The following is a 22,716-nucleotide window of genomic DNA, read 5'->3' on the forward strand; positions in this document are numbered from 1 at the left end:
CAACATGGCACCCAAACCCCACGACACGGCCGCCCTGCCCGTTCCGCCGCAGGAGGCAATGGTCCGCATCATCGGCGCGCGCACCACGGGCTCTGGCGACTTCGAAACGCCCATTGCAGGCCTCGGCTTCTTCAGGCGCGACGTCCCGGCGGCGCCGATGGTGTGCATGGTCGAGCCGAGCATCGTGCTTGTCGCGCAAGGCGCAAAGCAGATGTGGGTGGGTGGTGACGCCTATCCGTACGACACATCGCGTTTTCTCGTCACCTCCCTCGACGTGCCCGCCAACTCAGAAGTGCTGGCGGCAAGCCCTGAGCGGCCCTGCCTCGGGCTGGTGCTGAAGCTGGACGTGCGGATACTGGCCGAGCTGGTCGCGCAGGGCGGCCTCCCGCCGCATCGCGATCGTCCGCTAGGGGTGGGCGTGGGCATCGGCACGGCAACACCCGCGCTGCTGGCGCCGTTCGGCCGCCTGCTGGAACTGCTGGACGAGCCCGCGGCCATTCCTGTTCTTGCGCCGCTGATCCACCGAGAAATTCACTACCGGCTGCTGATGAGCGACCAGGCGCCCAAGCTGCGGCAGATCGCCTCCGTGGATGGCCAAGGCTACAGGGTTGCAAGAGCCATCGATTGGCTGAAGCTCAACTATGCCTCGCCTCTTCGCGTCAATGAGCTCGCGGCGCGCGTGCAGATGAGCACGCCCACGTTCCATCACCACTTTCGCCAGCTCACCGCAATGAGCCCGCTGCAGTACCAGAAGTGGCTGCGGCTGAACGAAGCCAAGCGGTTGATGCTGAGCGAGCACTCCGACGCGGCGAGCGCCGCCTTCAGCGTCGGCTATGAAAGCCCCTCGCAGTTCAGCCGCGAATACAGCCGGTTGTTCGGCGCTCCGCCCAAGCGGGACATCGACGTGCTGCGAGGTGTCGAGCTCAGCGGATCAGGCAAGAAATGAAGCGGATTGCTCTATCAGATCCCGCGCGCGGCTTCTAAAAACGGTGATCCGGCCTTGCCTTTCGGGCTGAGGACTTTTTGCTGTCGGGGAACCCAACCGGCAACAAAGAGCCCGTCTCCTATTGCCATTGCCGATGGCTCGCGATATCAGCGGTGATCGCCCAAAGAACCCCACGAACCTCGAACAACAGGAGCTGACATGGACAGTGCCACGACCCCCTTGATCTCGCGACGCGACGCGCTCATTGTCGGCGCCGCAACCGCCGCCACGGCCACGGCGGTCTCGTCTTCATCGCCTGCTTCTGCGGCACCCGCTGCGCCCACGGCCTCTGGGGCAGGCGCAGTGCCGCGCGCAAAGCTGTCGCTGAACGTCAACGGCAAGACGCATTCGCTCGAACTCGACACGCGCACCACGCTGCTCGACGCGCTGCGTGAGCATCTACACCTGACGGGCACCAAGAAGGGCTGCGACCACGGCCAGTGCGGCGCATGCACGGTCATTGCCGACGGAAGGCGCATCAACTCGTGCCTGACGCTCGCCGTCATGCACGACGGCGGGCAGGTCACCACCATCGAAGGGCTCGGCACTCCGCAGAACATGCATCCGCTGCAGGCGGCATTCGTCAAGCATGACGGCTACCAGTGCGGCTACTGCACGCCGGGCCAGATCTGCTCGGCCGTCGGCGTGATCGACGAGGTGAAGCGCGGTGTTCCGAGCCACGTGAGCGCCGACCTCACTGCACGCCCCATCCTCTCGGCCGACGAGCTGCGCGAGCGCATGAGCGGCAACATCTGCCGCTGCGGCGCGTACTCCAACATCGTCGAGGCCATCACCGAAGTGGCGGGGAGCAGGGCATGAAGCCATTCACCTACGAGAAGGCACAGTCCCCGGCGGAGGCCGCCGCAGCCGTGGCCCGCAACCCGGGTGGCAAATTCATTGCAGGCGGCACCAACCTGCTCGACCTGATGAAGCTGCAGATCGAAGCGCCGCCGCACCTGGTCGACGTGAACGGCCTTGCACTGGACAAGATCGAGCCCACGGCCGAGGGCGGCTTGCGTGTTGGCGCGCTGGTGCGCAACACCGACCTGGCGGCCGACGAGCGCGTGCGGCGCGACTATGGCGTGCTCTCGCGCGCGCTGCTGGCGGGCGCCTCGGGCCAGTTGCGCAACAAGGCAACGACGGCGGGCAACCTGCTGCAGCGCACGCGCTGCCCCTACTTCTACGACACCGACCAGCCGTGCAACAAGCGACAGCCCGGCAGCGGTTGCAGCGCCATCGGCGGCATCACGCGGCAGCATGCGGTGATCGGTACGAGCAAGGCCTGCATCGCAACGCATCCGAGCGACATGGCGGTGGCCATGCGCGTGCTCGACGCGGCGGTTGAAACGGTTCGCCCCGATGGCCGCACGCGAGTGATCCCGATTGCCGACTTTCACCGGCTGCCGGGCGACACGCCGCACATCGAAACGGTGCTGGAGAAGGACGAGCTGATCACCGCCGTCACGCTTCCCAAGCCCATTGGCGGCAACCAGGTGTACCGCAAGGTGCGCGACCGCGCCTCCTATGCCTTTGCGCTCGTGTCGGTTGCGGCCATCGTGCAGCGCGACGGCTCCGGCCGCGTGGCCCTGGGCGGCGTGGCGCACAAGCCGTGGCGCCTGGAGTCCGCGGAGGCCGCGATGCCTCAGGGCGCCAAGGCGGTGACCGCCCAGCTGCTGGCCGGCGCGCAGCCGACGCACGACAACGCATTCAAGTTGCCATTGGCCGAGCGCGCGCTGGCTGCGGCGCTGGTGCAAGCGAGGAGCTGACCATCATGAAATTCGACACACCCGCCACCACCAACCCCATCGACCAGCTCAAGATCATCGGCAAGGCGACGGATCGGATCGATGGTCCGGTCAAGACCACGGGCTCGGCGCGCTATGCCTACGAACGCAACACCGAAGTACCCAACGCCGCCTACGGGTACGTGGTGGGCGCGGGCATTGCCAAAGGCCGCATCGCCTCGATGGACCTGAACGCCGCCCGCGCGGCGCCGGGCGTGCTGGCCATCGTCACGGCGCGCAATGCGGGCAAGCTCGGCAAGGGCGACTTCAACACGGCCAAGCTGCTGGGCGGGCCCGATATCGACCATTACCACCAGGCAGTGGCGCTGGTCGTTGCCAACACCTTCGAGCAGGCGCGCGCAGCGGCGCAACTGGTGCGTGTCGAGTACACGCGCGCAGCGGGCCGCTTCGACCTGTCGGCAGAAATGGGCGGGGCGCAGTTGCCGGAGCCCAACCCGTTTTCTGGGCAGCCTGAAACGAAGACCGGGGACTTTCCTGGCGCATTTGCCGCAGCTCCGGTGCAGCTCGATGCCACCTACACCACGCCCGACGAGTCGCACGCGATGATGGAACCGCACGCTTCCATTGCACAGTGGAAGGGCGACAAGCTCACCATCTGGACATCGAACCAGATGATCGCCTGGGGCGTCGGCGACGTCGCCAAGACGCTCGGCATTCCGAAGGCGAACGTGCGCCTGGTGTCGCCCTTTGTCGGCGGCGGCTTTGGCGGCAAGCTGTTCGTGCGCGCGGATGCGCTGCTTGCCGCATTGGGCGCGCGCGCCGCCAAGCGGCCCGTGAAGGTGGCACTGCAGCGGCCGCTGATGATGAACAACACCACGCACCGGCCCGCGACCATCCAGCGCATCCGCATCGGCGCCGGAAAAGACGGCAAGATCACGGCCATTGGGCATGAAGGCTGGTCCGGCGACCTGCCTGGCGGCCAGGCGGAGACGGCGGTCAACCAGACCCGGCTGCTCTATGCGGGCGCCAACCGGCTGACGACCACGCGGCTTGCCGTGCTCGACCTGCCCGAGGGCAATGCCATGCGCGCGCCCGGCGAGGCGCCGGGCATGATGGCGCTGGAGATTGCCATGGACGAAATGGCCGAAAAGCTCGGCATCGATCCCATCGAGTTTCGCGTGCTCAACGACACCCAGGTCGACCCGGAAAAACCGGAGCGCCCCTACTCGCAGCGCAAGCTGATCGAGTGCCTGCGCACGGGTGCCGAGCGCTTCGGCTGGAGCAAGCGCAACGCCACGCCGGGCCGCCAACGCGACGGGCGATGGCTCGTCGGCATGGGCGTTGCCGCGGCGTTCCGCAACAACCTGCTGACGAAGTCGGCTGCGCGTGTGCGCCTGGACAGCCGCGGCATGGTCACGGTCGAAACGGACATGACCGATATCGGCACGGGCTCGTACACCATCATCGCGCAGACGGCTGCAGAAACGATGGGCGTGCCGCTCGACAAGGTTCTGGTGCGCCTGGGCGACTCGGCGTACCCCGTGTCGGCAGGCTCCGGCGGGCAGTGGGGAGCCAACAACTCGACCTCGGGCGTTTATGCCGCCTGCATGAAGCTGCGCGAAGCCGTTGCAAGCAAGCTGGGCTTTGCATCTGCGGCAGGCGTGGAGTTTTCGGGCGGCATGGTGCGGTCCGGCGAGCGCGTGGTGCCCATGGCAGAAGCGGCGGGTGCGAACGGCTTGGCGGCCGAAGACGGCATCGAGTACGGCGACCTCGACAAGAAGTACCAGCAGTCGACCTTCGGCGCGCATTTCGTGGAGGTCGGCGTCGATGCAGCCACGGGCGAGATACGCGTCAGGCGCATGCTGGCCGTGTGCGCGGCCGGCCGCATTCTCAATCCCAAGTCGGCGCGCAGCCAGGTGATCGGCGCCATGACGATGGGCGTTGGAGGCGCGTTGATGGAAGAGTTGGCGCTCGACAAGAGGCACGGATTTTTCGTCAACCACGACCTCGCGGGCTACGAGGTTCCCGTGCACGCCGACATTCCGCACCAGGAAGTGATCTTCCTCGATGAGACGGACCCGATCTCGTCGCCGATGAAGGCCAAGGGCGTGGGCGAACTCGGCATGTGCGGCGTGGCGGCAGCGGTGGCCAATGCCGTCTACAACGCCACGGGCGCTCGGGTGCGCAACTACCCGATCACGCTCGACAAGCTGCTGGACCGCCTGCCGCCGGTGGCCTGAGCCGGGCGGGCGGTGGCACTGCCGACCTACCCGGGGCTTTGGGCCCCTGGCGGGTTCGCGTGCTCCAGCAAGATGGTGCGCAGCGCACGCTTGCCGCGCGCGTTCTGCGCCCTGTAGGCCTGGCGCGCCAGTTCCACGAACCTCTCCTCTCCCGCGTCTGGCAAAGGGTCGGCGGCTTGGGGTGCATCGAGCCAGAGTGGAGCCTTACCGCAATGGGACTCGATCTGCCGGGCCAGCTTGTCCGAGATCACCCGGCCCTTCTTGATCTGGCTCCACATGCTGGCCGAGATTTGCAGCTTCTGTGCAAACCTGGCTGCAAGGCCGAGCGGCTCCGCCCCATTGGCCGCATGCTCCGCAACAAACTCCCCGAACAGAAGCAGGACGTTGTTGCGGCGAATGGCTGGAAGGGACATGCTTGGTGAGAAAAAAACACAACACTCAAAAAAAGTGTTGCGTGAATTAGTAAACCGAGTTTACAGTACATCCCATCGACGAAATTGCTTCGTCCCCGTTTCATCCGCAACAACCAACTTCGAATCATCGAGAACTTCGCCAAGCACTGGAAACCATCGTGAAAGCAAACATGATCTCACTGAACAACCGACCGGCATCGGGTCGGACGTTCGTGCGCGTCTCGTTTCGCGGCGGTCGCAATCTGGCGGCGTCCAACATGCATTCGCAGCTGAACTCCCTTCCCGCAATGCCAGCCACCTTGTGGCTCGGACAGCAATACGAGGATCAGCCGCACCCGGGTGGAGGTAGCGCGTAGGCGCATACCTTCCAAGCTCTCTTGCCAGAGGCCCGGATTCCGAAATGGATTCCGGGCCTTTTTGTTTTTTTACTCACCCCATGTCGCGGACTCCGATTCGCAGCGCAAACCGCGAACGGCACCCGTTGCACGCCGCCACTGCAGTGATCGCGCTGCCGTGAACTCACCCGCTGAACTGCGCGGGTGAATGCTCTTTAAAAACTTGCCGCGGGTCGCGCCCCTTACTGGTGGGCCGACGATCCGCAAGAACATGCAGCCGTAGCTCAGCCAGGTAGAGCGCAACGTCGCCAACGTTGAGGCCGAGGGATCGAAGCCCTCCTGCTGCTCCATTTCGGGTGTGCCTTTGCAGCACCTCCAGAGGCCAACCGCGCCGGCGGCCTGGAGGGATGTGCACGGTCTGGACCCAACCATGTGCAGCGATGCCGACGTGGGCGCGCAAGCGCTCGAATCGCGTGAAGACACAACCGAAATGGAATGCCCCGATGGCGGAATTGGAAGACGCACCGGCCTCAGAAGCCGGGGACGAAAGTCATGAGAGTTCGAGGCTCTCTTGGGGCCCCAACCAGATTCATTCGAAAGTTTCGGGGCGTAGCGCAGTTGGCAGCGCGGTTGCTTTGGGAGCATCAGGTCGCAGATTCGATTTCTGCCGCCCCGACCACACAAGAGCGAGACCGGGCGATTCACATCGTCCTCTCGTGGAAACCGGCCTCAAAGATCGGGAGGCGCCGGAACTCGTAACCGGACACCATTGGAGCATTGGCCGAGAGGCCTTTCCCCCTTCCCGCGTTAGCTCAACTGGATCAGAGCACCGGCCTACGAAGCCGGGGGTTGCACGTTCGAATCGTGTGCGTGGGGCCATACACCTGGAGTGCGAGCAGCCGCTCAACATTTCACGGCGCCCGCCGATATACAGAGAGAGATCATTCACCACCGCCCAGCGCGGCCAAAAGGAGGACATCCATGCGACTCACCACCAGCCATCGCCGGCCGGCGAACAGCATTTTGGTGTCCGAGCCCAGGCCTCGCAACGCGCTTGTGCAGGCGGTCACTCGCAGCTTCGGCGCGATGACCGGGCAGCGCCAGCGGGACGCCGAGCGCGCACGCGAGCGCTTCGAGAAGCTCGACTTCGATCAGCGCGTGCGCGAAATCGGCGAGTGGTAACAGCCGCGGCAATGCTGCCGCCGCCCCCTCGCTCGAACACATTCTTTTTTCCTCGGTAGCTCAGCTGGTAGCAGCGTCGCACTGTTAATGCGAAGGTCCCTGGTTCGAACCCAGGTCGAGGAGCCACAACCAACAAACAGGAGAGTCCCCCCACAAAAGCGAGGCCATGAAAGGAGGCCGTCATCATGAAACCCCAAGTTCTTCAGCTCGACATCCAGGGAACGCCGCAGGCCTGGATCTCGCTTGAGCACGCCGCTGCTCACTACGCGACGGATTCCGTCGTATGGGAAGACGGCGCCGGTCCGCTGGCGACGATGCGTGGGGGCTTCAACGTGGCGCGCGGCGCGGAGTCGCGGCTCGAGATTTCGCCGATCATCGCGCTCAAGGGCTGCGCGAAGGTGAACCTGTTCGATCACACCCCGGCCTTCAGCCGGCGCAAGCTCTTCGTGCGCGACCGCTTCACCTGCGCCTACTGCGCGCAGCACTTTCGCGAACAAGACCTCACGTGCGAGCACATTCTTCCCATCAGCCGCGGCGGCAGCTGGGACTGGATGAACCTGGTCGCGGCCTGCCGCGCCTGCAACTCGGAAAAAGCAGACCGCCTGCCCGAGGAAGCGGACATGAAGCTGGTCTACCTGCCGTACGTGCCAAGCCGCTGGGAAGACTTTCTTCTGGAAGGCCGGAACGTGCGAGCCGACGTGCACGATTGGCTCGCAAGCCGACTGCCGAAGGGCTCGCGGCTCAACTGAACGAACAAAGGGGCGCTCCGCGAGGAGCGCCCCTTTTTCTTTTCGCGCCATGCGAAGCGCCCCGCGGCGCGCTCTCGTCAGGGTTTGTCCCAGCGGTGCAAAGGCGTAAATCTCGTCCACGCTACAAACTCGGCAAGCCAGCGCCCATAGGATTCGGCAGCTGAAGGAAATTCGCGATGAGAGTCCGCTCTGGTTCGTTCTTTGCCCGTGCCGATATCTGTCGCATGGCGCGGTGGTAACGCATGCTTCCGGCCAAGGAACTGAATGCCTTCTTCGAGCGCTGCATCTGGCCGCGCGCGCTGACACAGGCGGAGCGAACGAAGGCGTTCGAGGCCCTGTACGTCCGGCACCATGAAGCGCACTCCTATGTGTGCCAGCGCGACGAGATGGCCGACAGCTGGATTGGCGTGCTGGAAGGCTTTCTTCGAGTGCAGGACACCACGGTGGACGGCCGCCTGATCATGTTCACGGGGGTCGCGGCCAGCGGATGGATCGGCGAAGGGTCGCTGCTGAAGCCCGAGCACCGCAGGTACGAGGTCATGGCAACACGGCCGACGATCACCGTCCACCTGCCGAGGGCCACGTTCTCTTGGTTGCTCGACCGGAGCATTCCGTTCAACCATTTCATGCTTTCGCACTTGAATGAACGGCTCGGGCAGTTCATTGCCATGGTGAAGTTCGACCGCCTGCTCGAGCCGACTGCGCGCGTGGCGCGCGGCATCTCCAGCCTCTTCCATCCGGTGCTTTACCCGAACACCGACTCCACGCTGCGGATCAACCAGGAGGAGATCGGGCTGCTGGTCGGCATCTCGCGCCAGCGCGTCAACATCGCGTTGACCGAACTCGAAACCGCGGGCCTCATCCAACGGGGCTACGGCTACATCACCGTGATGGACCGGCAGGCACTTGCCCGGTATCCCTGACCGGAATCCCGCGCATCTGGAGCGGAGGGTTTTTCCTTAGAAATTAGCGGCCCGAATGTCCGTCCCGGAACAGTTGCCCAAGTTCTCGCCTTTCAGAATCTGGTGGGCATCGCTCAATCTCGATGCGGTGCGCAGGCTGAAAACTGACAAAGGAATAGAGACATGCACTTCTTATCCTCAAAGGCCTTGTTGCCTCGCGCAAAGCTCCATGCTGCTGCTGTCAGCGTGGCCATGCTGGCGGCTTGCGGCGGCGGTGGTTCCGACAACGGCGCGCCGTTCTTGCCGCTCCCCGCACCTCCGGCTGCCCCGCCAGCCGCGCCACCGGCAAGCCCTCCGCCCGCCCCCGCTGTCACGGCTCAAAAGGCCTGCGCCGACCTGAACGGAAAAACGGTTGCAGGCGCGACCCTGACGGCGACGATGGAGGCTGCGTCGGCACCCACTCCCGTGTACTGCAAAGTCACCGGCACGATAGCGCCGGCGCTGAACTTCCAGATCTCCTTGCCCGAGACATGGAACGGCAAGCTCTATTACCAGGGCGGCGGCGGCTACAACGGCGCCATCACGCCGCCCGGCGCAGCGGCGCTCAGCCAGGGCTACGCCGTGGTCGCCAGCGACTCCGGCCACCAGGACAACGCATTGAGCGCCAACTTTGCGTTGACCGACACCTTTGCCGCCCAGCTATTCGGCAGCCTCTCGGTACCCACGGTGATGTCGACCGCAACGGAAACCCTGGCGACCGCCTACGGGGCCTTGCCCGCAAAGTCGTATTTCGAGGGCTGCTCGAACGGCGGACGGGAGGCACTGATGGCGGTGCAGCGCTCACCCAATCTCTTCGACGGCGTCATTGCGCGCGCACCGGCCTACAACTGGGTCGGCTTCATGGGTGCCTTCAACCGCAATTCCCGGGCGCTTGCCGCGCCTGGCGGTGCATTCAGCGCGGCAAAGACCGCCCTCTTGAGCAAGCATGTGCGAGACGCCTGCGACGGGCTCGACGGCATTGCGGACGGTGTTGTGTCGAACCAGGCCGCATGCACGCCGGCGGTGGCCAATGTTGCGGCGCTGCGCTGCGCCGGCGGAACCGATACAGGCGATACCTGCCTGTCGGACGCACAGTTGGACGTGGTCACGTCGTGGAACACCGAAGCCGCATTCACAGGCAGCACCACCTTCCGCAATGCGGGCTGGAACCTGACGGGCAACGAGGACGACCCTGGCGCCTGGCGCACCTGGCTCACGGGCGACGGCAATGTCACCATGGCGCTGCAGTTTCTGTTTCAGGATACGACCGTCAAGAACTACCTTGCGCGCGACAGAACCGCAGACTCGCTGGCCTATACACCCTGGGACCAGAACCAGAACGCGCTCTATGCCATGGCCGCACTCAACGACGCAACCAACACGGACATCCGGCCGTTCATCAACAGCGGCGGCAAGCTGATCTTGTGGCATGGCGGAAACGACTCGGCCCTCAGCGCGAAATCGACTCTCGAGTACTACGGAAACATGCGCACTTCGGTCGGCGCCGCGGCGGCCGATGCGTCCACGCGCTTCTACATTGCGCCGGGGGTGAACCACTGCGCCGGCGGGCCAGGCGCCGATACGGCCGACCTGCTGACGGCGCTCGACCAATGGGTAACCAAGAGCGCCGCGCCGGCCACGCTGGTCGCGCAGAAGCGCGATACCGATGGATCGGTTCTGCTCAGCCGGCCCTTGTGCCAGTACCCGCAATATCCGCGGTACACCGGGCCGGCCAACGATGCCGCGGCGTCCAGGTTGGCGGCCAACTACGCGTGCACATCCTGAGTTTCAAACCCAAGCGGTGAGGCGGCGAGCAAGCTATATTGCTCGCTCTGCAACTGAGAGAAATCACCATGGCAAAAGCCTATTGGGTCAGCGCGTACCGTGCCGTCAAGGATGCCGACAAACTCGCGGCCTATGCAAAACTCGCCGGCCCCGCAATCGCTGCGGGCGGCGGGCGTTTTCTGGCGCGGGGTTTGCCCGCGCAGGTTTATGAATACGGCTTGCAAGAGCGTACCGTGCTGATCGAGTTCGACAGCGTCGAGCAGGCTCGTGCCGTGCATGACAGCCCCGACTACCAGGCCGCACTGGCGGCACTGGGCGACGGCGCCGAGCGGGATCTGCGGATCGTCGAAGGCGTCTGAGCCCTGCCATGAGCACCATTGCCGAGCCGTCAGCACCCGTGCCGCATGCCGCGCCGCGGATCCGCGTGCTGATTGCCGACGACCAGGCACTGATCCGTCGCGGCATGGCCATGCTGCTCGATGCCGCGGCGGACATCGAAGTGGTCGGCCAGGCCGCCGACGGCATCGAGGCCGTGGAGCTGGCCCGCCGCCTGCTGCCCGATGTGGTGCTGATGGACCTGCACATGCCGCGCAAGGGCGGCGTGCTCGCCACGCGCGAGATCTCGGGCGCCTTGCCGCACACGCGCGTGATGGTGCTGACCACCTTCGACCGCGACGACCTCGTCTTTGACGCGGTGCGTGCCGGCGCGCAGGCCTACCTGCTCAAGGACGCCTCGGAAGAAGAAGTGCTGGACACCGTGCGGGCGGTGCATCGCGGCGAATCACGGCTCACGCCGCAAATCGCCCGCAAGGTGATGGACCAGTTCCGGCTGCTGGCCGACCGCGTAGCGCAAGAGCAGCCCGCCGCGCCTGCGCCAGACCATCGTGCGGAAGCGCAAGCCACCGGGCCCGGCGAGCTGTCGCAGCCTGACGCCATGACCAAGCCGCTCACCGACCGCGAGGCCGCGGTGCTCGAGCTGATCGCCAAGGGCTACGGCAACCGCCAGATCGCCGCGGCGCTGAACCTGGCCGAGGGAACGGCAAAGAACCACGTCAGCCGGATCATGCAAAAGCTCCACGCCAATACCCGCACCGAACTGGCGGTGCTCGTGCTCAAGAAATAGGGCGCTGCGCCCGGCGCGCCTAGTGCGCCATCCGAACTTCCCAAATGCAAGATGCACCCGCTGGCCCGGCAAGGCCGGTCCGGCGGGTGCATCGAAAACAACCGAAGCGGGTGCCGGTCAGGCCGTGCGGGCTGCGGGTGCAAGGCCGCCTGGCATCGCAAGGTCGGGCGCCGGCGAAGGCGCATGCGATGCGGCAATGTTGCTGGCGGTGTGCCTTGCCAGCATCGGCCGCAGCGCGACGATCGCCAGGAACGCTGCGAACAGGTCGAGGCCCGCCACGGTGTAGAGCACGGTCGACCAGGTGCCGGTGGCTTCCATCATCAGGTTGCCGAGCGGCACGAACAGCGCGCCGATGCCCTTGGCGCAGTACAGCACGCCATAGATCTTGCCGATGTGCTTGGTGCCGAAGGCGTCGCCCGCAAGTGCGGAGAACAGCGAATACACCTCGCCCCACGCCAGGAACACCACGCCCGACAGGATCAGGAAGGCCCACGGGTTGTGGCCGAAGTAGCCCAGCGCGATGATGCCGATGCCTTCCAGCGTGAAGGCGATCACCATCGTCTTCTCACGGCCGATGTGGTCGGAGATCCAGCCGAACATCGGGCGCGAAATGCCGTTCATGACGCGATCGAGCATCAGCGCGAGCGGCAACGCGGCCATGGTCACAAAGTACAGGTCGACCTTGAAGTTCTTCACACCCAGGTCCTGGGCAATCACGCCCAGTTGCGCCACGGCCATCATGCCGCCGGTAACCACGCACGAGAACATCACGATCATCAACCAGAACAGCGGTGTGCGAAGCGCTTCGCCCAGCGTGTAGTCGCGGCGGCTCTGCGCGACCTTGGTCGAGCCGCGCACCTCGTTGCCCTTTGGCGGGCGCAGGAACCAGGCCGCGGCGAAGGCCAGCGAACCCTGCAGCAGGCCGAAGAACAGGAAGGCCTGCTGGAAGCCCGACGATTCGATCATTGCGGCAATCGGCAAGATGGTGGCAGCCGAACCGGCGCCGTAGCCGCCGGCCGTCAGGCCCACTGCCAGGCCTCGGCGGTCAGGAAACCACTTGAGCGCGTTGTTGATGCAGGTGGCGTAGATCGAGCCCACGCCAATACCGCCGACGGCCGCGCCAATGTAGAAGCCCATCAGCGTGGTGGCCTGCGAGTTGATGAACCAGGCCGCGCCGATGAACAGCGCGCCAAAGGCCACGATCAGCCGTGGTCCGAACTTGTCGATGAAGTAGCCCTCGATGGGCGCGAGCCAGGTCTGCACCAGCACGAAGATAGTGAAGGCGACCTGGATCGACGCACGCTCCCAGCCGAACTTGCCCTGGATTTCCGGCACGAACAGCGTCCATGCGTACTGGATGTTGGCCGTGGCGATCATGCAGACGATGCCGACCGCCAGCTGCAGCCAGCGGTTGTCGATCAATCGCGGCGGCGCGCCGGACGAGATGTATGTCGGGGAAGTGGGGTTCATTCGCTTCGTCTCCATTCGTTGTCGCGCCGATCGCGTCGCGGCACGTTGCAGGGGTTGGGATTCAGTCGCGCTGGGGGCACGGATCGCGATGGGTGCAACTGTTGCCGCAAACCGCGGCCGGCGCGCCTGCCGGAAGTCACGCGACGAGTCGAGACAAACCCCGAGTGCTCAGGGGAACTACCCATGCCGAAAGTCATGGCTGCCGTTTGCGAGAATCCGCAGCCAATGAACCTCGCACGTCGCATCGACCCACGGCGCTCCATGGCCGCCGCGATCGGCTGGCTGCTGATTGCGCTCACCCTGTGCCTGGCGCTCGTGGCCAACCTGTGGCTGCGCGGCTTTGTGCGGGCAACGCTGCTCGAGCAGCACGGCCAGCGGCTCGAAGCCGCCGCCGAGCACGTCAACGCCGAGCTCGACACGGCCCTGCTGCTGCGCCTGCAGGCCGTCAGCGTGGTGGCGGCCATGCTGTCCGAAGACGTGCAGCACAGCGAGGGCGAGCGCCTGAAGCGGTCGCTGCAGGCGGTGCGCCGCGGCGTGCCAGACCTCATCTGGCTGGCGGTGACCGATGCCGACGGCTTCATCGTTGCGGCGACCGACGAGCAGGTGGTCGGCCAGAACGTCAACCAGCACGCCTGGATCTCGCAAGGCCTGGACGCCGCGTGGATCGAGGAAGGCCGCACCCCCGGCGAACGCTTCCTGAAGCTCACCGCGCCGGTGCGCAATGCCGACGGCGCGATCATCGGCGTGGTTGCCGCCAACCTCAGCTGGAGCTGGGTGGAAAAGATGGTCGCCGAAATCCGCGCCTCGCCCGGCGAATGGCTGCTGGTCGACCGCGACGGTATCGTGCGCCACGGACCGGGCGCCCTTCTGGGAAAGCGCTGGCACGATGTCGGCGACCCAATCACGCCGTTCGACCCTGTCGTTGCCGGGTTGGGCAACGACGGATCCGACCTGCCCACGCGCATCCGCACAAGGCGGCTGCTGGACAACCGGCCCTACCTCATCGCCTCGCCGCCCAATGCGCGCGACGGCACCTTGCGCCGTCTCGGCTGGCAGGCCGTGGTGATCCAGCCCGTCGAATCGGTGGCGGCCTTTGCAACCGCCATCGAATGGCGCATCTCCATCGTGCTGAGCCTGCTGGGGCTCGGCGCTGCAATCGCCGGCATCATCGTGGCGCACCGCCTCACGCGCCGCGTGAGCGTGATTGCGCATTCGGCAGACGCGGTGCTGGCCGGCAGCGCAACGCGCATCGAGGTGCCCCAAGGCGCCGACGAAGCCGCGCGGCTGGGAAGTGCCCTCGACCGCTTGCTGAACACGCTGCAGCGCGAACGCGACGAGCTGCGCCGCCTCAATGCCGAACTGGACGAACGCGTGCGGCAGCGCACCGAAGAGATCAGCCGGCTGGCGCAGGAATCGCGTGCCGCCGAAGTGGTGCGCGAGCGCCTGCGCCTGGCGCGCGGGTTGCACGACACGCTGGCGCATTCGATGATGGCAATGCTCACCGAGATCCGTGTGCTCAAGCACCTGGCATCGAGCCGGCCCGACGCGCTGCCGGACGAACTGGTGCGCGCCGAGCGCGCAGCGCGCGACGGGCTGGACGAGGCGCGCCGCGCCATCGACCAGTTGCGCAGCAACCCGGTGCGCGACATCGGGCTGGGTGCGGCGCTCAGCGAACTGGCCAAGAACCTGAGCGAGCGCTCGGGCATGGCGCTCGATTGCCAGATCGACCCCGCCCTGTTTGCCCTGGCTGCCGAGCCCGCGGCAACCGTGTTTCACATGTGCGAGGAGGTGCTGCGCAACGTCGAGCGCCACGCGGGCGCGCGCAGGCTGCTGATTCGCCTGCACTGCGTTGCAACCGACGAAGTGGAGCTGGAGATCGGCGACGACGGCACGGGCTTCGAGCCGGCCGCGGGCGCGCCGGGGCACTATGGAATCGTGGGCTTGAGGGAACAGGCCGAAGCCATTGGCGCCCGGCTGCGCATCGAAAGCCGCCGCGGCGAAGGCACCTGGGTGTCGCTGCGCTGGACGCAGCCTGGGCAGAGCGCGGGCTAGCCTAGGAAGCGGCCGCGCGTGCCGGACGCACGGCTTCGGTCAACGCCACGGAAACGCACTCCAGGCCAATGGCCAGTGCCGTGAGCGTGGGCAGCCCAAAGCCCAGCCGGAACACCTGCGGGTCATCACCAAACCAAGCGCCGGGCGCGACGCGCGTGCTGTACTTGGCGAGCGCCGCATAGAAGCGCTCGACCGCCGCTGCATCGAAGACCGCGGGTTTGAGCCGCATGCAACACAACGCCCCCGCATCCGGGCGCACCCAGTCGACGTAGCCTCGATGGCGCTGCGCCCATTGCTCGACGAACTGCAGGTTTTGCGCGAGCAGCGTGCGCCGCTCGCCGATGATTCGCTCGCGCTGCCTGAACACGGCCAGGGCAAGCGCCTCGTCCACCGGCGAACAGGAGATCACCGTGCTGAACTTTGCCGTTACCAGCGCCTTTCTCAACGCCTTGTCGCGCGTGATGGCCCAGCCGATTCGCAACCCCGCCGCGCCATGGCACTTGGAGAGCGATGAAACCGAGATGACTTCCGCACCGAGGCAGGCGGCGCTTGGCGCTGCGCGGTCTTCGCCGTAGGCTGCCTCACGGTAGGTCTCGTCGATCAGCAGCCGGGCATCGGGCGCGTGCTCGGCCAGCAAGGCCACGATCTCCCGCAAGGTCTGCGCCGGAATGGCGACTCCCGAAGGGTTCTGCGGCGAGGCCAGGCTCACCAGCTTCGTCTTTGGGGACAGCAGTTTTCGCAGCGCGTCCAGCTCGATCCGATAGCCGGTGTCGAAGCTGAGCGGCAGGGCACGCGTGACGGCGCCAACGGCGGTGAGCGCGTTGCGCGCCAGCGGAAACACTGGCTCTACGACGACAGCTTCGTCGCCTGCCTGGCACAGCGTGAAGGCAATGAGAAAAAGCGCGTGCATGCCGCCGACCGTCACCACGACGTCGTCTGCATCCACGCCGTTCTCGCTAGCGATGTGCTGGCGCAGCTCCGGGTTGCCCACCGCCGTCGCGTAGTCCAGCGAAAAATCGGCGTCGTTGCCAAAGGCCATGTCGATCAGTTCCGCCAGCCGCAGGCTGGGGCCCACGCTTTCCGCAAGGTCGAACCGGGGCGCCTTGCCGACCAGGGAGATGATTTCATTGTCCGGAAACCGTGACATGTACTGCTGCTTGCTCCGTTGTTGTCGCTGGCAGCAATGTTGCCGTTTCACGGCTTGCGATAACAGCCACAATTTATTGAAATTACGTGCAGTACAGTTGAAGCCCGTGCCACTCATGAAAGCAAGGTTCAACCGTGTCGCAGCCTCCCCGGTTCCGCTATGAAGAAGTCGCCGATTTCGTGGCCGGCCTGGCCGGCCGTGGCGCGCTGCAGCCCGGCATGCGGGCGCCTTCGCTGCGCGAGATAAGCACGCAGCAGCGCACCAGTCTCAGCACGGCCGTGCAGGCCTACCGCCTGCTCGAGGACCGCGGCATTCTCGAAGTGCGTCCGCAGTCGGGCTACTACGTTGCCAAGGCGCCGCCCGCGTTGCCCGTTCCCACCACCACACGGCATTCGGTGCGGCCTGCGAAGGTGGAGCTTTCGGGTCTCATGCTCGATCTGCTGGAGCACGCCTCGGACGAAGCCCTCGTGCCGCTCGGTTGCGCCATTCCCAACCAGCGGCTCCTGTCTTCGTCCAAGCTCGACCTCGTTCTTGCGCGCACCGCCCGCGTGAAGGGCGGGCAATGCAACACCTACTCACCGCCGCGCGGCGAGATGCTGCTGCGCATGGAGATCGCCCGCCGCGCGCTGCGCTACGGCCAGGCGCTTTCGCCGGACGACATTGCCATTACCTGCGGCTGCACCGAGGCACTGGCGCTGGCGCTCGACGCGGTCACCGAGCCCGGCGACACGGTCGCGATCGAGTCGCCCACCTACTTCGGGCTGCTCCAGGTCTTGCGCGCCAAGAGGCTCAAGGTGGTCGAGCTGCCGACCGATGCGGTCACCGGCGTAGACGTCGATGCGCTGCGCGAGGTTGTGGCCGCTGGCAAGGTGCGCGCCTGCGTGCTGGCGTCGAGCTTCAGCAATCCACTGGGCTGCACCATGCCTGAAGAAAACAAGCGCGCCGTGCTGCGCCTGCTTGCCGAGCACGGCGTCCCGCTGATCGAAGACGACGTGTACGGCGACGTTCATTTTGGCGAGGAGCGGCCCCTGCCCTTCAGCGCGCTCGACACGCACGACAACGTCATCTATTGCGGCTCATTCTCCAAGACGCTGGCGCCCGGCTACCGCATCGGGTGGATCGCGACTGGCCGGCACATGGCGCGGGTGCTCGAAACCAAGTTTGCCACCAGCCTTGCCACGCCGGTGCTGACGCAGGTTGCGCTGGCCACCTTTCTCTCCAACGGCGACTACGACCGCCACCTGCGCCGCATTCGCCGCGAGTTTGCCGACACCCTCGAACGCATGACGCGGGTGGTCGAGCAGGCGTTTCCCCCGGGCACGAAGGTGTCCCGGCCCCAAGGAAACTTTGTGCTGTGGGTCGAGCTGCCGGAGCCTGCGGACACGCGGCTGCTGTTTACGCAAGCGCTCGAAAAAGGCATATGCTTTGCGCCGGGGGTCGTGTTCTCGGCCAGCGGCAAGTACGCCAATTGCCTGCGGCTGAGCGGCGGCCACGGCTGGGACGCCCGCATCGAAAAGGGCCTGCGCACGCTCGGTGCCATGGCCCGGTCGAAGGGCACCGTTCAGAACTCGAGGAGGTCTCATGGCTGAGAGCGACAAGGTGTTCACGGGCTCCATTCCGAAGTTCTACGACACGCTGATGGTCCCCTTGATCTTCGAGGGCTATGCGGCCGACATGGCGGAGATCGTCGCCGCCTTTTCTCCCGGCTCGGTCCTCGAAACGGCAGCGGGAAGCGGCGTTGTCACACGGGCGCTTGCACCAAGGCTGCGCGCCGATGCGCGGTACGTGGTAACCGACCTCAACCAGCCCATGCTCGACTATGCCGCCACCCGGCAGGGCGCCGACAGCCGCATCGAATGGCAGCAGGCGGACGCGCTGGGCCTGCCGTTCGCGGACGCTTCCTTCGACGTGGTTTGCTGCCAGTTTGGCGCGATGTTTTTTCCCAGCCGTGTTGCGGGCTACGCAGAGGCGCGCCGCGTGCTGAAGCCGGGCGGTCGCTTTGTCTTCAACGTCTGGGACCGCATCGAAGAAAACGCCTTTGCCGACGAAGTCACCCGCGCGGTTGCCACGGTGTTTCCGCAAGACCCTCCGCGGTTTCTTGCCCGCACGCCGCACGGCTACAACGACGTGGCGCTGATCCGCGACGACTTGGGCCGCGCAGGGTTCACCAACGTGGAGATTGCAACGCGCGAGAAGGTGAGCCGCTCCCAGTCGGCACGCGAGGTTGCCACTGCCTATTGCCAGGGAACGCCCCTGCGCAACGAAATCGAGGCGCGTGACGCCACCTTGCTTCAGCTGGCCACCGACCGCGCGGCCGAGGCCATTGCAAGCTGCCACGGAGAAGGCCCGGTGGCCGGAAAGATCCAGGCGCATGTGATCGTGGCTGCGGGCTGGGAGAGCCCCGACAAACAGACAACGGAGCGTTAAATCGTGCAAGCCAGTTCAACCGGCAATGCGTAGGCTCGTCCACGGCGTGGCAATCGACGCCGCATCCGACATCACCCTTACCAAGGAACGCGATCCATGAGCACCATCACCACCAAGGACGGCACACAAATCTATTACAAGGACTGGGGCAGCGGGCAACCCGTTGTCTTTTCCCACGGCTGGCCGCTGAGCGCCGACGACTGGGACGGCCAGATGCTGTTCTTCCTGCGCCAGGGATACCGCGTGATTGCGCACGACCGCCGCGGACATGGCCGCTCGAGCCAGGGTTCGGCCGGCCACGACATGGACCACTACGCCGACGACCTGGCCGCGCTCACCGAAGCGCTCGACTTGCGCGAGGCGATCCACGTCGGCCACTCGACCGGCGGCGGCGAGGTTGCACGCTACATCAGCCGCCACGGCAGCAAGCGGGTTGCCAAGGCCGTTCTCATCAGCGCGGTGCCACCCTTGATGCTCAAGACCGCGGCCAACCCCAACGGCGTGCCCATCGAAGTGCTGGACGGCATTCGCGCGGCAGTCGCCGCCAACCGGCCGCAGTTCTTCAAGGACTTCACCCTGCCGTTCTACGGCTTCAACCGGCCGGGCGCCACCGTTTCGGAAGGCATTCGCGAGCACTGGTGGCAGCAAGGAATGATGGGCTCCATCCAGGCGCACTACGACGGCATCAAGGCGTTCTCGGAGACCGACTTCACCGAAGACCTGAAGAAGATCGACGTGCCCGCGCTGGTCATGCACGGTGACGACGACCAAGTCGTGCCCATCGGAATCTCGAGCGAGCTCACCGCCAAGATCATCAAGAACGCCACGCTGAAGGTGTACCCCGGGCTGCCGCACGGCATGTGCGCCACGCACGCCGACCTCATCAACGCCGACCTTCTTGCGTTCTTCAAGAGCTGAAGCCGCGAGCGAACCAGACGGCAGGAGGTGGCCGGCGCCTCCTGCCGTGCAATCAACTGGGTGCAAAATGTTCAATAAAGCGCTCAAACCTTCTATCTGCAAACGTTTCGAAAGCGGCAAATAGGCGGTCGCCAACTCCCCTCCCCTGTTTCATCCGCCCATGCACGTCGAAAGCGACCATTCAGCGCAAAGCAGAAACCTGCCTCCGCCGGCCCAGCAAGCCTCGTCGCTGCGTGTCGCTCCGGCGCCCAAGGACACGCTGGGCTGCATGTCCAGCCACCTGCAACGGGACCAGGGCCTTTGCGCGAACGGAATCGAGATCCATCGCAAGACGATGGACACGCAGCATCTCCATTACGTGGAGACGGAGTGCAGCGCGCGCGGCGTGCTGCTCGGCATTTCGATGCGCGATGGCCACAGCCGGCGCATCGTGTCGGGGCGGCATGCGTCGTGCCACGATTTCGACAAGGGCGCCATCTACATTCGCGGTTTTTCCGAACGCTATCGCGCCGACATCCAGCGCCCATTCGACTTTGTGCTGCTCGAAATATCGCAGGCCAGCCTGGACCGTGCCATCGAGGAAAAGCACGGAAAGCGCGTCGGCAGCCTCGTCCAGGTCACGGGTGTCCGGGACGACGTGCTGCTCAATCTCGCCGAAGCCCTGACGCCCGCGCTCGAGCACCCCGCCGGCGCGAGCATGCTGTTCGTCGAGCAGTTGAGCATTGCCATGACGAGCTATCTCGTCGAGACCTACGGCGGCGCGGCGCCCACAACGCCCAGGACAAACCGCATCCTGTCGCGCTCGCATGAAGCAAGGGCAAAGGAGATGCTGCGCAGCAGAATCGACGGCAGCATTTCGATTACCGAGATTGCCGATGCGTGCGGGCTTTCGCGCAGCTACTTCATTCACGCTTTTCGCGAGACCACCGGGCACACGCCGCACCAATGGCTGATCGCGCAGCGGCTGGAGCACGCGCGCGCACTCCTCACGAACGCGGAGACCTCGCTGGCCGAGGTTGCCGCGGCCTGCGGCTTTTCCGATCAAAGCCACTTCACCCGCGTTTTCTCGCAGCATTCGGGCGTTCCGCCGGGCATCTGGCGGCGCAGGATGCGGGTCGGAAACTAGCGCAGCCTTCCCCCATCTTTCCAACCCACACTCCCTTCGCAAGGCCGTATGACGACATCGCCTCAGCCCCGTTCAGTTCTCGTTCCCGATCCGGCGGTCGACCACATCGCCGGCCCCGCCTCGGCCGCGGTCACCGTTGTCGAATTTGGTGATTTCGAGTGCCCGTCCTGCCGCCAGGCGCATCCGGCGGTGCAGTTCATGCTGCAGCACTTCGGAGAGCGCGTGCGCTTTGTCTTCAGGCACTTTCCGCTGCGCGAAGTGCATGCGCATGCGGAACTGGCGGCAGAGGCCGCCGAAGCAGCGGGGGCGCAGGGCCGGTTCTGGCCCTACGCCGACTTGCTTTTCAATCACCAGAACCAGCTCGATGCGCGCCATTTGAGCGGCTACGCGGCGCAGCTTGGCCTGGACATGCCGCGCTTCGAAAACGAACTGAAGGACGGCGTCTACCGCCAGCGCGTGCAAGAACAGATCGAAATCGGCAATCGGCTGCACGTGCGGGCCACGCCCACCTTCTATGTGAATGAACACTTCACGGACGTGTCCTTCGGGCTGCAGCAGCTGCGAGACACCATCCAGCGTTTGCTCGACGGCCCCCAAGCCGGCTAAAGACCAAGCCGCTGCGCCACGCCCTCGCCCAGCGAGGCGTCGACCAGCCTGAAGTGCGCCACCTGGCGCCGCTGGATGGCCTCGGGCACGCCGGCCATCGAGCGCGCAATGTTCTCGAACAGCCGCTGCCTGTGGCCCTCGTCCATGCCACGGTACAACACGGCCGCCTGCGCGTGGTCGCCCAGCCCCTGGCGGTCATCGAAGCGCATGGCATCGCCTTCCAGCGGCAGAGGCGGCTCGGCCAGCGTGCGGTCCGGGCGCGGGCCTCCGAACGAGTTGGGCTCGTAGTAGGCATTGGTGCGCGGCGGCACATCCAGCCGCATGGCGCCGTCGGCATGGTAGGTATGCACCGGCGACAGTGGCCGGTTGACAGGCAGCGCCTCGTGATGCGTACCGACGCGGTAGCGCTGCGCATCGGCATAGGCCAGCAGCCGCCCCTGCAGCAGCTTGTCGGGCGAAAAGCAGATGCCCGGAACGATGTTGGCCGGATTGAAGGTGGCCTGTTCGACCTGCGCAAAATAGTTGTCGGGGTTGGCGTTCAGCTCAAGAACGCCGACTTCGACCGGCGGAAACTCAGCCTGCGGCCAGACCCTGGTGGCGTCGAACGGGTTGAACGGCAACTGCGCCGCCTGTGCCTCGCTCATCACCTGGATCTGCAGCGACCAGCGCGGGCACTCGCCTTTTTCGATGGCGTCGAACAGGTCGCGCTGCGCGCTCTCGCGGTCGTCGGCAATCACCTCGCGGGCCTGCGCATTCGTGAGGCACCGAATACCCTGCAGCGTCTTGAGGTGAAACTTGACCCACACCCTTTCATTGGCGGCATTGACCAGCCCGAAGGCATGCGCGCCATAGGCATGCATGTGCCGAAAGCCCGCCGGGAGGCCGCGGTCCGAGAACAGCATCAAGATCTGGTGCAGGCTCTCGGGCGACAGCGACCAGAAGTCCCAGGTTGCCGTGGGCGAGCGCAGGTGCGTTACCGGGTGCCGCTTGAGCGCGCGCACCAGGTCCGGAAATTTCTGCGGATCGCGTATGCAGGCCACCGGCAAGTGGCTGCCGACGAGGTCCCAGTTGCCTTCTTCGGTATAGGCCTTCAAGGCGAAGCCGCGCAGGTCGCGCTCGGCGTCGGCGCAGCCCTGTTCGCCCGTCAACACTGAGAAGCGAACCAGCACCGGCGTCGTTTGCCCCGGCTGCAGCACCCGCGCCCGCGTGTAGCGCGAGATGTCGCCCGTGATTCGCAGCGTACCGAAGGCGGCCGCGCCCTTGGCGTGCAGCACCCGTTCCGGAATGCGTTCGCGCGCCAGGTAGGCGAGCTTTTCGCTCATCTGGTAGTCCTGCCGCAGGATGGGCCCGCGCGGGCCCGCGGTGATCGAGTGCTGGCTGTCCGCAACGGGCGCGCCGCTGGCCGTGGTCAAGGTGGGTGGCCTGTGATGGGGCTGGGTCGTCATTGAGTTATCGGGTGCGGGGTTGTCTCG

At 65.7% G+C, this 22,716-nt stretch carries 20 protein-coding genes and 5 tRNA genes; 21 read left to right on the forward strand and 4 right to left on the reverse strand.

Annotation, left to right across the window (positions count from 1 at the left end; genetic code table 11):
- The first annotated feature begins 4 nt into the window (after nucleotides 1-4).
- The 4 genes from QHG62_RS20155 (at nucleotide 5) to paoC (ending at nucleotide 4,970) form a co-directional block, all read left to right on the forward strand.
- Nucleotides 5-946 carry an AraC family transcriptional regulator gene (locus tag QHG62_RS20155; protein ID WP_281147459.1) on the forward strand — a complete coding sequence of 314 codons (942 nt, stop codon included), beginning with the start codon at nucleotides 5-7 and terminating at the stop codon, nucleotides 944-946.
- Nucleotides 947-1,144: 198 nt separating this feature from the next.
- Nucleotides 1,145-1,804 carry an aldehyde dehydrogenase iron-sulfur subunit PaoA gene (gene paoA / locus QHG62_RS20160; RefSeq protein WP_281147460.1) on the forward strand — a complete coding sequence of 220 codons (660 nt, stop codon included), beginning with the start codon at nucleotides 1,145-1,147 and terminating at the stop codon, nucleotides 1,802-1,804.
- The gene (locus QHG62_RS20165) at nucleotides 1,801-2,751 is read left to right on the forward strand and encodes an FAD binding domain-containing protein (RefSeq protein ID WP_281147461.1); all 951 of its coding nucleotides are present in this window, start codon (nucleotides 1,801-1,803) and stop codon (nucleotides 2,749-2,751) included. The genes paoA and QHG62_RS20165 overlap by 4 nt, the downstream gene beginning before the upstream one ends.
- A 5-nt stretch (nucleotides 2,752-2,756) precedes the next feature.
- Nucleotides 2,757-4,970, forward strand: a complete 2,214-nt coding sequence (gene paoC, locus QHG62_RS20170; protein ID WP_281147462.1) for an aldehyde oxidoreductase molybdenum-binding subunit PaoC — start codon at nucleotides 2,757-2,759, stop codon at nucleotides 4,968-4,970.
- Between the two features lie 26 nt (nucleotides 4,971-4,996).
- On the opposite strand, the gene QHG62_RS20175 is transcribed toward paoC, so the two are convergent.
- Nucleotides 4,997-5,383 (reverse strand): hypothetical protein, encoded by a 387-nt coding sequence (locus QHG62_RS20175; protein ID WP_281147463.1) that lies wholly within the window; start codon nucleotides 5,381-5,383, stop codon nucleotides 4,997-4,999.
- A 608-nt stretch (nucleotides 5,384-5,991) separates the two neighbouring features.
- Here QHG62_RS20175 and QHG62_RS20180 point away from each other — a divergent pair.
- From QHG62_RS20180 to QHG62_RS20230, 11 genes are all read left to right on the forward strand, one after another.
- Nucleotides 5,992-6,068: transfer RNA gene (locus tag QHG62_RS20180), tRNA-Gly, on the forward strand.
- A 147-nt stretch (nucleotides 6,069-6,215) separates the two neighbouring features.
- A tRNA-Leu gene (locus tag QHG62_RS20185) sits at nucleotides 6,216-6,300 on the forward strand.
- Between the two features lie 21 nt (nucleotides 6,301-6,321).
- A tRNA-Pro gene (locus QHG62_RS20190) sits at nucleotides 6,322-6,397 on the forward strand.
- 122 nt (nucleotides 6,398-6,519) lie between these two features.
- A tRNA-Arg gene (locus QHG62_RS20195) sits at nucleotides 6,520-6,597 on the forward strand.
- Between the two features lie 102 nt (nucleotides 6,598-6,699).
- Nucleotides 6,700-6,900: a short-chain dehydrogenase gene (locus QHG62_RS20200; protein ID WP_281147464.1), complete on the forward strand. Its 201-nt coding sequence runs from the start codon at nucleotides 6,700-6,702 to the stop codon at nucleotides 6,898-6,900.
- Between the two features lie 49 nt (nucleotides 6,901-6,949).
- Nucleotides 6,950-7,026: transfer RNA gene (locus QHG62_RS20205), tRNA-Asn, on the forward strand.
- Nucleotides 7,027-7,085: 59 nt separating this feature from the next.
- The gene (locus tag QHG62_RS20210) at nucleotides 7,086-7,649 is read left to right on the forward strand and encodes an HNH endonuclease (RefSeq protein WP_281147465.1); all 564 of its coding nucleotides are present in this window, start codon (nucleotides 7,086-7,088) and stop codon (nucleotides 7,647-7,649) included.
- A gap of 242 nt (nucleotides 7,650-7,891) precedes the next feature.
- Nucleotides 7,892-8,572 (forward strand): Crp/Fnr family transcriptional regulator, encoded by a 681-nt coding sequence (locus tag QHG62_RS20215; RefSeq protein WP_281147466.1) that lies wholly within the window; start codon nucleotides 7,892-7,894, stop codon nucleotides 8,570-8,572.
- Between the two features lie 162 nt (nucleotides 8,573-8,734).
- On the forward strand, nucleotides 8,735-10,375 hold the full coding sequence (locus tag QHG62_RS20220; RefSeq protein WP_281147467.1) for a tannase/feruloyl esterase family alpha/beta hydrolase: 1,641 nt from the start codon (nucleotides 8,735-8,737) through the stop codon (nucleotides 10,373-10,375).
- 68 nt (nucleotides 10,376-10,443) lie between these two features.
- The gene (locus QHG62_RS20225) at nucleotides 10,444-10,734 is read left to right on the forward strand and encodes a DUF1330 domain-containing protein (RefSeq protein ID WP_281147468.1); all 291 of its coding nucleotides are present in this window, start codon (nucleotides 10,444-10,446) and stop codon (nucleotides 10,732-10,734) included.
- Nucleotides 10,735-10,742: 8 nt separating this feature from the next.
- Complete coding sequence (locus QHG62_RS20230; RefSeq protein ID WP_281147469.1) at nucleotides 10,743-11,498, forward strand: response regulator transcription factor; 756 nt, start codon at nucleotides 10,743-10,745, stop codon at nucleotides 11,496-11,498.
- Nucleotides 11,499-11,615: 117 nt separating this feature from the next.
- Here the strand turns inward: QHG62_RS20230 and oxlT are convergent, their stop codons facing one another.
- Nucleotides 11,616-12,968 (reverse strand): oxalate/formate MFS antiporter, encoded by a 1,353-nt coding sequence (gene oxlT, locus QHG62_RS20235; protein ID WP_281147470.1) that lies wholly within the window; start codon nucleotides 12,966-12,968, stop codon nucleotides 11,616-11,618.
- A gap of 225 nt (nucleotides 12,969-13,193) precedes the next feature.
- Here oxlT and QHG62_RS20240 point away from each other — a divergent pair, with 225 nt between their 5' ends.
- Nucleotides 13,194-15,020: a sensor histidine kinase gene (locus QHG62_RS20240; RefSeq protein WP_281147471.1), complete on the forward strand. Its 1,827-nt coding sequence runs from the start codon at nucleotides 13,194-13,196 to the stop codon at nucleotides 15,018-15,020.
- Between the two features lies 1 nt (nucleotide 15,021).
- On the opposite strand, the gene QHG62_RS20245 is transcribed toward QHG62_RS20240, so the two are convergent.
- Nucleotides 15,022-16,167, reverse strand: coding sequence for a pyridoxal phosphate-dependent aminotransferase (locus QHG62_RS20245; RefSeq protein WP_281147472.1), 1,146 nt, complete (start codon nucleotides 16,165-16,167; stop codon nucleotides 15,022-15,024).
- Between the two features lie 134 nt (nucleotides 16,168-16,301).
- Here QHG62_RS20245 and QHG62_RS20250 point away from each other — a divergent pair, with 134 nt between their 5' ends.
- From QHG62_RS20250 to QHG62_RS20270, 5 genes are all read left to right on the forward strand, one after another.
- A complete protein-coding gene (locus tag QHG62_RS20250) occupies nucleotides 16,302-17,756 on the forward strand; it encodes a PLP-dependent aminotransferase family protein (RefSeq protein ID WP_281147473.1) in 1,455 nt (484 codons plus the stop codon).
- Nucleotides 17,749-18,594 carry a class I SAM-dependent methyltransferase gene (locus QHG62_RS20255; protein WP_281147474.1) on the forward strand — a complete coding sequence of 282 codons (846 nt, stop codon included), beginning with the start codon at nucleotides 17,749-17,751 and terminating at the stop codon, nucleotides 18,592-18,594. Before QHG62_RS20250 ends, QHG62_RS20255 begins: the two co-directional genes overlap by 8 nt.
- A gap of 96 nt (nucleotides 18,595-18,690) precedes the next feature.
- Entirely contained in the window at nucleotides 18,691-19,512 is an 822-nt protein-coding gene (locus tag QHG62_RS20260) for an alpha/beta fold hydrolase (RefSeq protein WP_281147475.1), read from the forward strand.
- Nucleotides 19,513-19,672: 160 nt separating this feature from the next.
- The gene (locus tag QHG62_RS20265; RefSeq protein ID WP_281147476.1) at nucleotides 19,673-20,638 is read left to right on the forward strand and encodes a helix-turn-helix transcriptional regulator; all 966 of its coding nucleotides are present in this window, start codon (nucleotides 19,673-19,675) and stop codon (nucleotides 20,636-20,638) included.
- 48 nt (nucleotides 20,639-20,686) lie between these two features.
- Nucleotides 20,687-21,244 (forward strand): DsbA family protein, encoded by a 558-nt coding sequence (locus tag QHG62_RS20270; protein ID WP_281147477.1) that lies wholly within the window; start codon nucleotides 20,687-20,689, stop codon nucleotides 21,242-21,244.
- On the opposite strand, the gene QHG62_RS20275 is transcribed toward QHG62_RS20270, so the two are convergent.
- The gene (locus QHG62_RS20275; protein ID WP_281147478.1) at nucleotides 21,241-22,689 is read right to left on the reverse strand and encodes a catalase; all 1,449 of its coding nucleotides are present in this window, start codon (nucleotides 22,687-22,689) and stop codon (nucleotides 21,241-21,243) included. The two genes, QHG62_RS20270 and QHG62_RS20275, sit on opposite strands and share 4 nt — an antisense overlap.
- Nucleotides 22,690-22,716 lie beyond the last annotated feature (27 nt).

The sequence above is a fragment of the Variovorax paradoxus genome (genome assembly GCF_029919115.1).
In the GTDB taxonomy this organism is placed as follows: Bacteria; Pseudomonadota; Gammaproteobacteria; order Burkholderiales; family Burkholderiaceae_C; genus Variovorax; species Variovorax paradoxus_O.

Coding starts and splice junctions, on each gene's coding strand:
- QHG62_RS20255 (WP_281147474.1), top strand. CDS start 17,749: ATGGCTGAGAGCGACAAGGTGTTCACGGGCTCCATTCCGAAGTTCTAC.
- QHG62_RS20240 (WP_281147471.1), top strand. CDS start 13,194: ATGAACCTCGCACGTCGCATCGACCCACGGCGCTCCATGGCCGCCGCG.
- QHG62_RS20200 (WP_281147464.1), top strand. CDS start 6,700: ATGCGACTCACCACCAGCCATCGCCGGCCGGCGAACAGCATTTTGGTG.
- QHG62_RS20210 (WP_281147465.1), top strand. CDS start 7,086: ATGAAACCCCAAGTTCTTCAGCTCGACATCCAGGGAACGCCGCAGGCC.
- QHG62_RS20275 (WP_281147478.1), bottom strand. CDS start 22,689: ATGACGACCCAGCCCCATCACAGGCCACCCACCTTGACCACGGCCAGC.
- QHG62_RS20155 (WP_281147459.1), top strand. CDS start 5: ATGGCACCCAAACCCCACGACACGGCCGCCCTGCCCGTTCCGCCGCAG.
- QHG62_RS20225 (WP_281147468.1), top strand. CDS start 10,444: ATGGCAAAAGCCTATTGGGTCAGCGCGTACCGTGCCGTCAAGGATGCC.
- QHG62_RS20175 (WP_281147463.1), bottom strand. CDS start 5,383: ATGTCCCTTCCAGCCATTCGCCGCAACAACGTCCTGCTTCTGTTCGGG.
- QHG62_RS20265 (WP_281147476.1), top strand. CDS start 19,673: ATGCACGTCGAAAGCGACCATTCAGCGCAAAGCAGAAACCTGCCTCCG.
- QHG62_RS20230 (WP_281147469.1), top strand. CDS start 10,743: ATGAGCACCATTGCCGAGCCGTCAGCACCCGTGCCGCATGCCGCGCCG.
- QHG62_RS20220 (WP_281147467.1), top strand. CDS start 8,735: ATGCACTTCTTATCCTCAAAGGCCTTGTTGCCTCGCGCAAAGCTCCAT.
- QHG62_RS20165 (WP_281147461.1), top strand. CDS start 1,801: ATGAAGCCATTCACCTACGAGAAGGCACAGTCCCCGGCGGAGGCCGCC.
- oxlT (WP_281147470.1), bottom strand. CDS start 12,968: ATGAACCCCACTTCCCCGACATACATCTCGTCCGGCGCGCCGCCGCGA.
- paoA (WP_281147460.1), top strand. CDS start 1,145: ATGGACAGTGCCACGACCCCCTTGATCTCGCGACGCGACGCGCTCATT.
- QHG62_RS20270 (WP_281147477.1), top strand. CDS start 20,687: ATGACGACATCGCCTCAGCCCCGTTCAGTTCTCGTTCCCGATCCGGCG.
- QHG62_RS20260 (WP_281147475.1), top strand. CDS start 18,691: ATGAGCACCATCACCACCAAGGACGGCACACAAATCTATTACAAGGAC.
- QHG62_RS20245 (WP_281147472.1), bottom strand. CDS start 16,167: ATGTCACGGTTTCCGGACAATGAAATCATCTCCCTGGTCGGCAAGGCG.
- QHG62_RS20215 (WP_281147466.1), top strand. CDS start 7,892: ATGCTTCCGGCCAAGGAACTGAATGCCTTCTTCGAGCGCTGCATCTGG.
- paoC (WP_281147462.1), top strand. CDS start 2,757: ATGAAATTCGACACACCCGCCACCACCAACCCCATCGACCAGCTCAAG.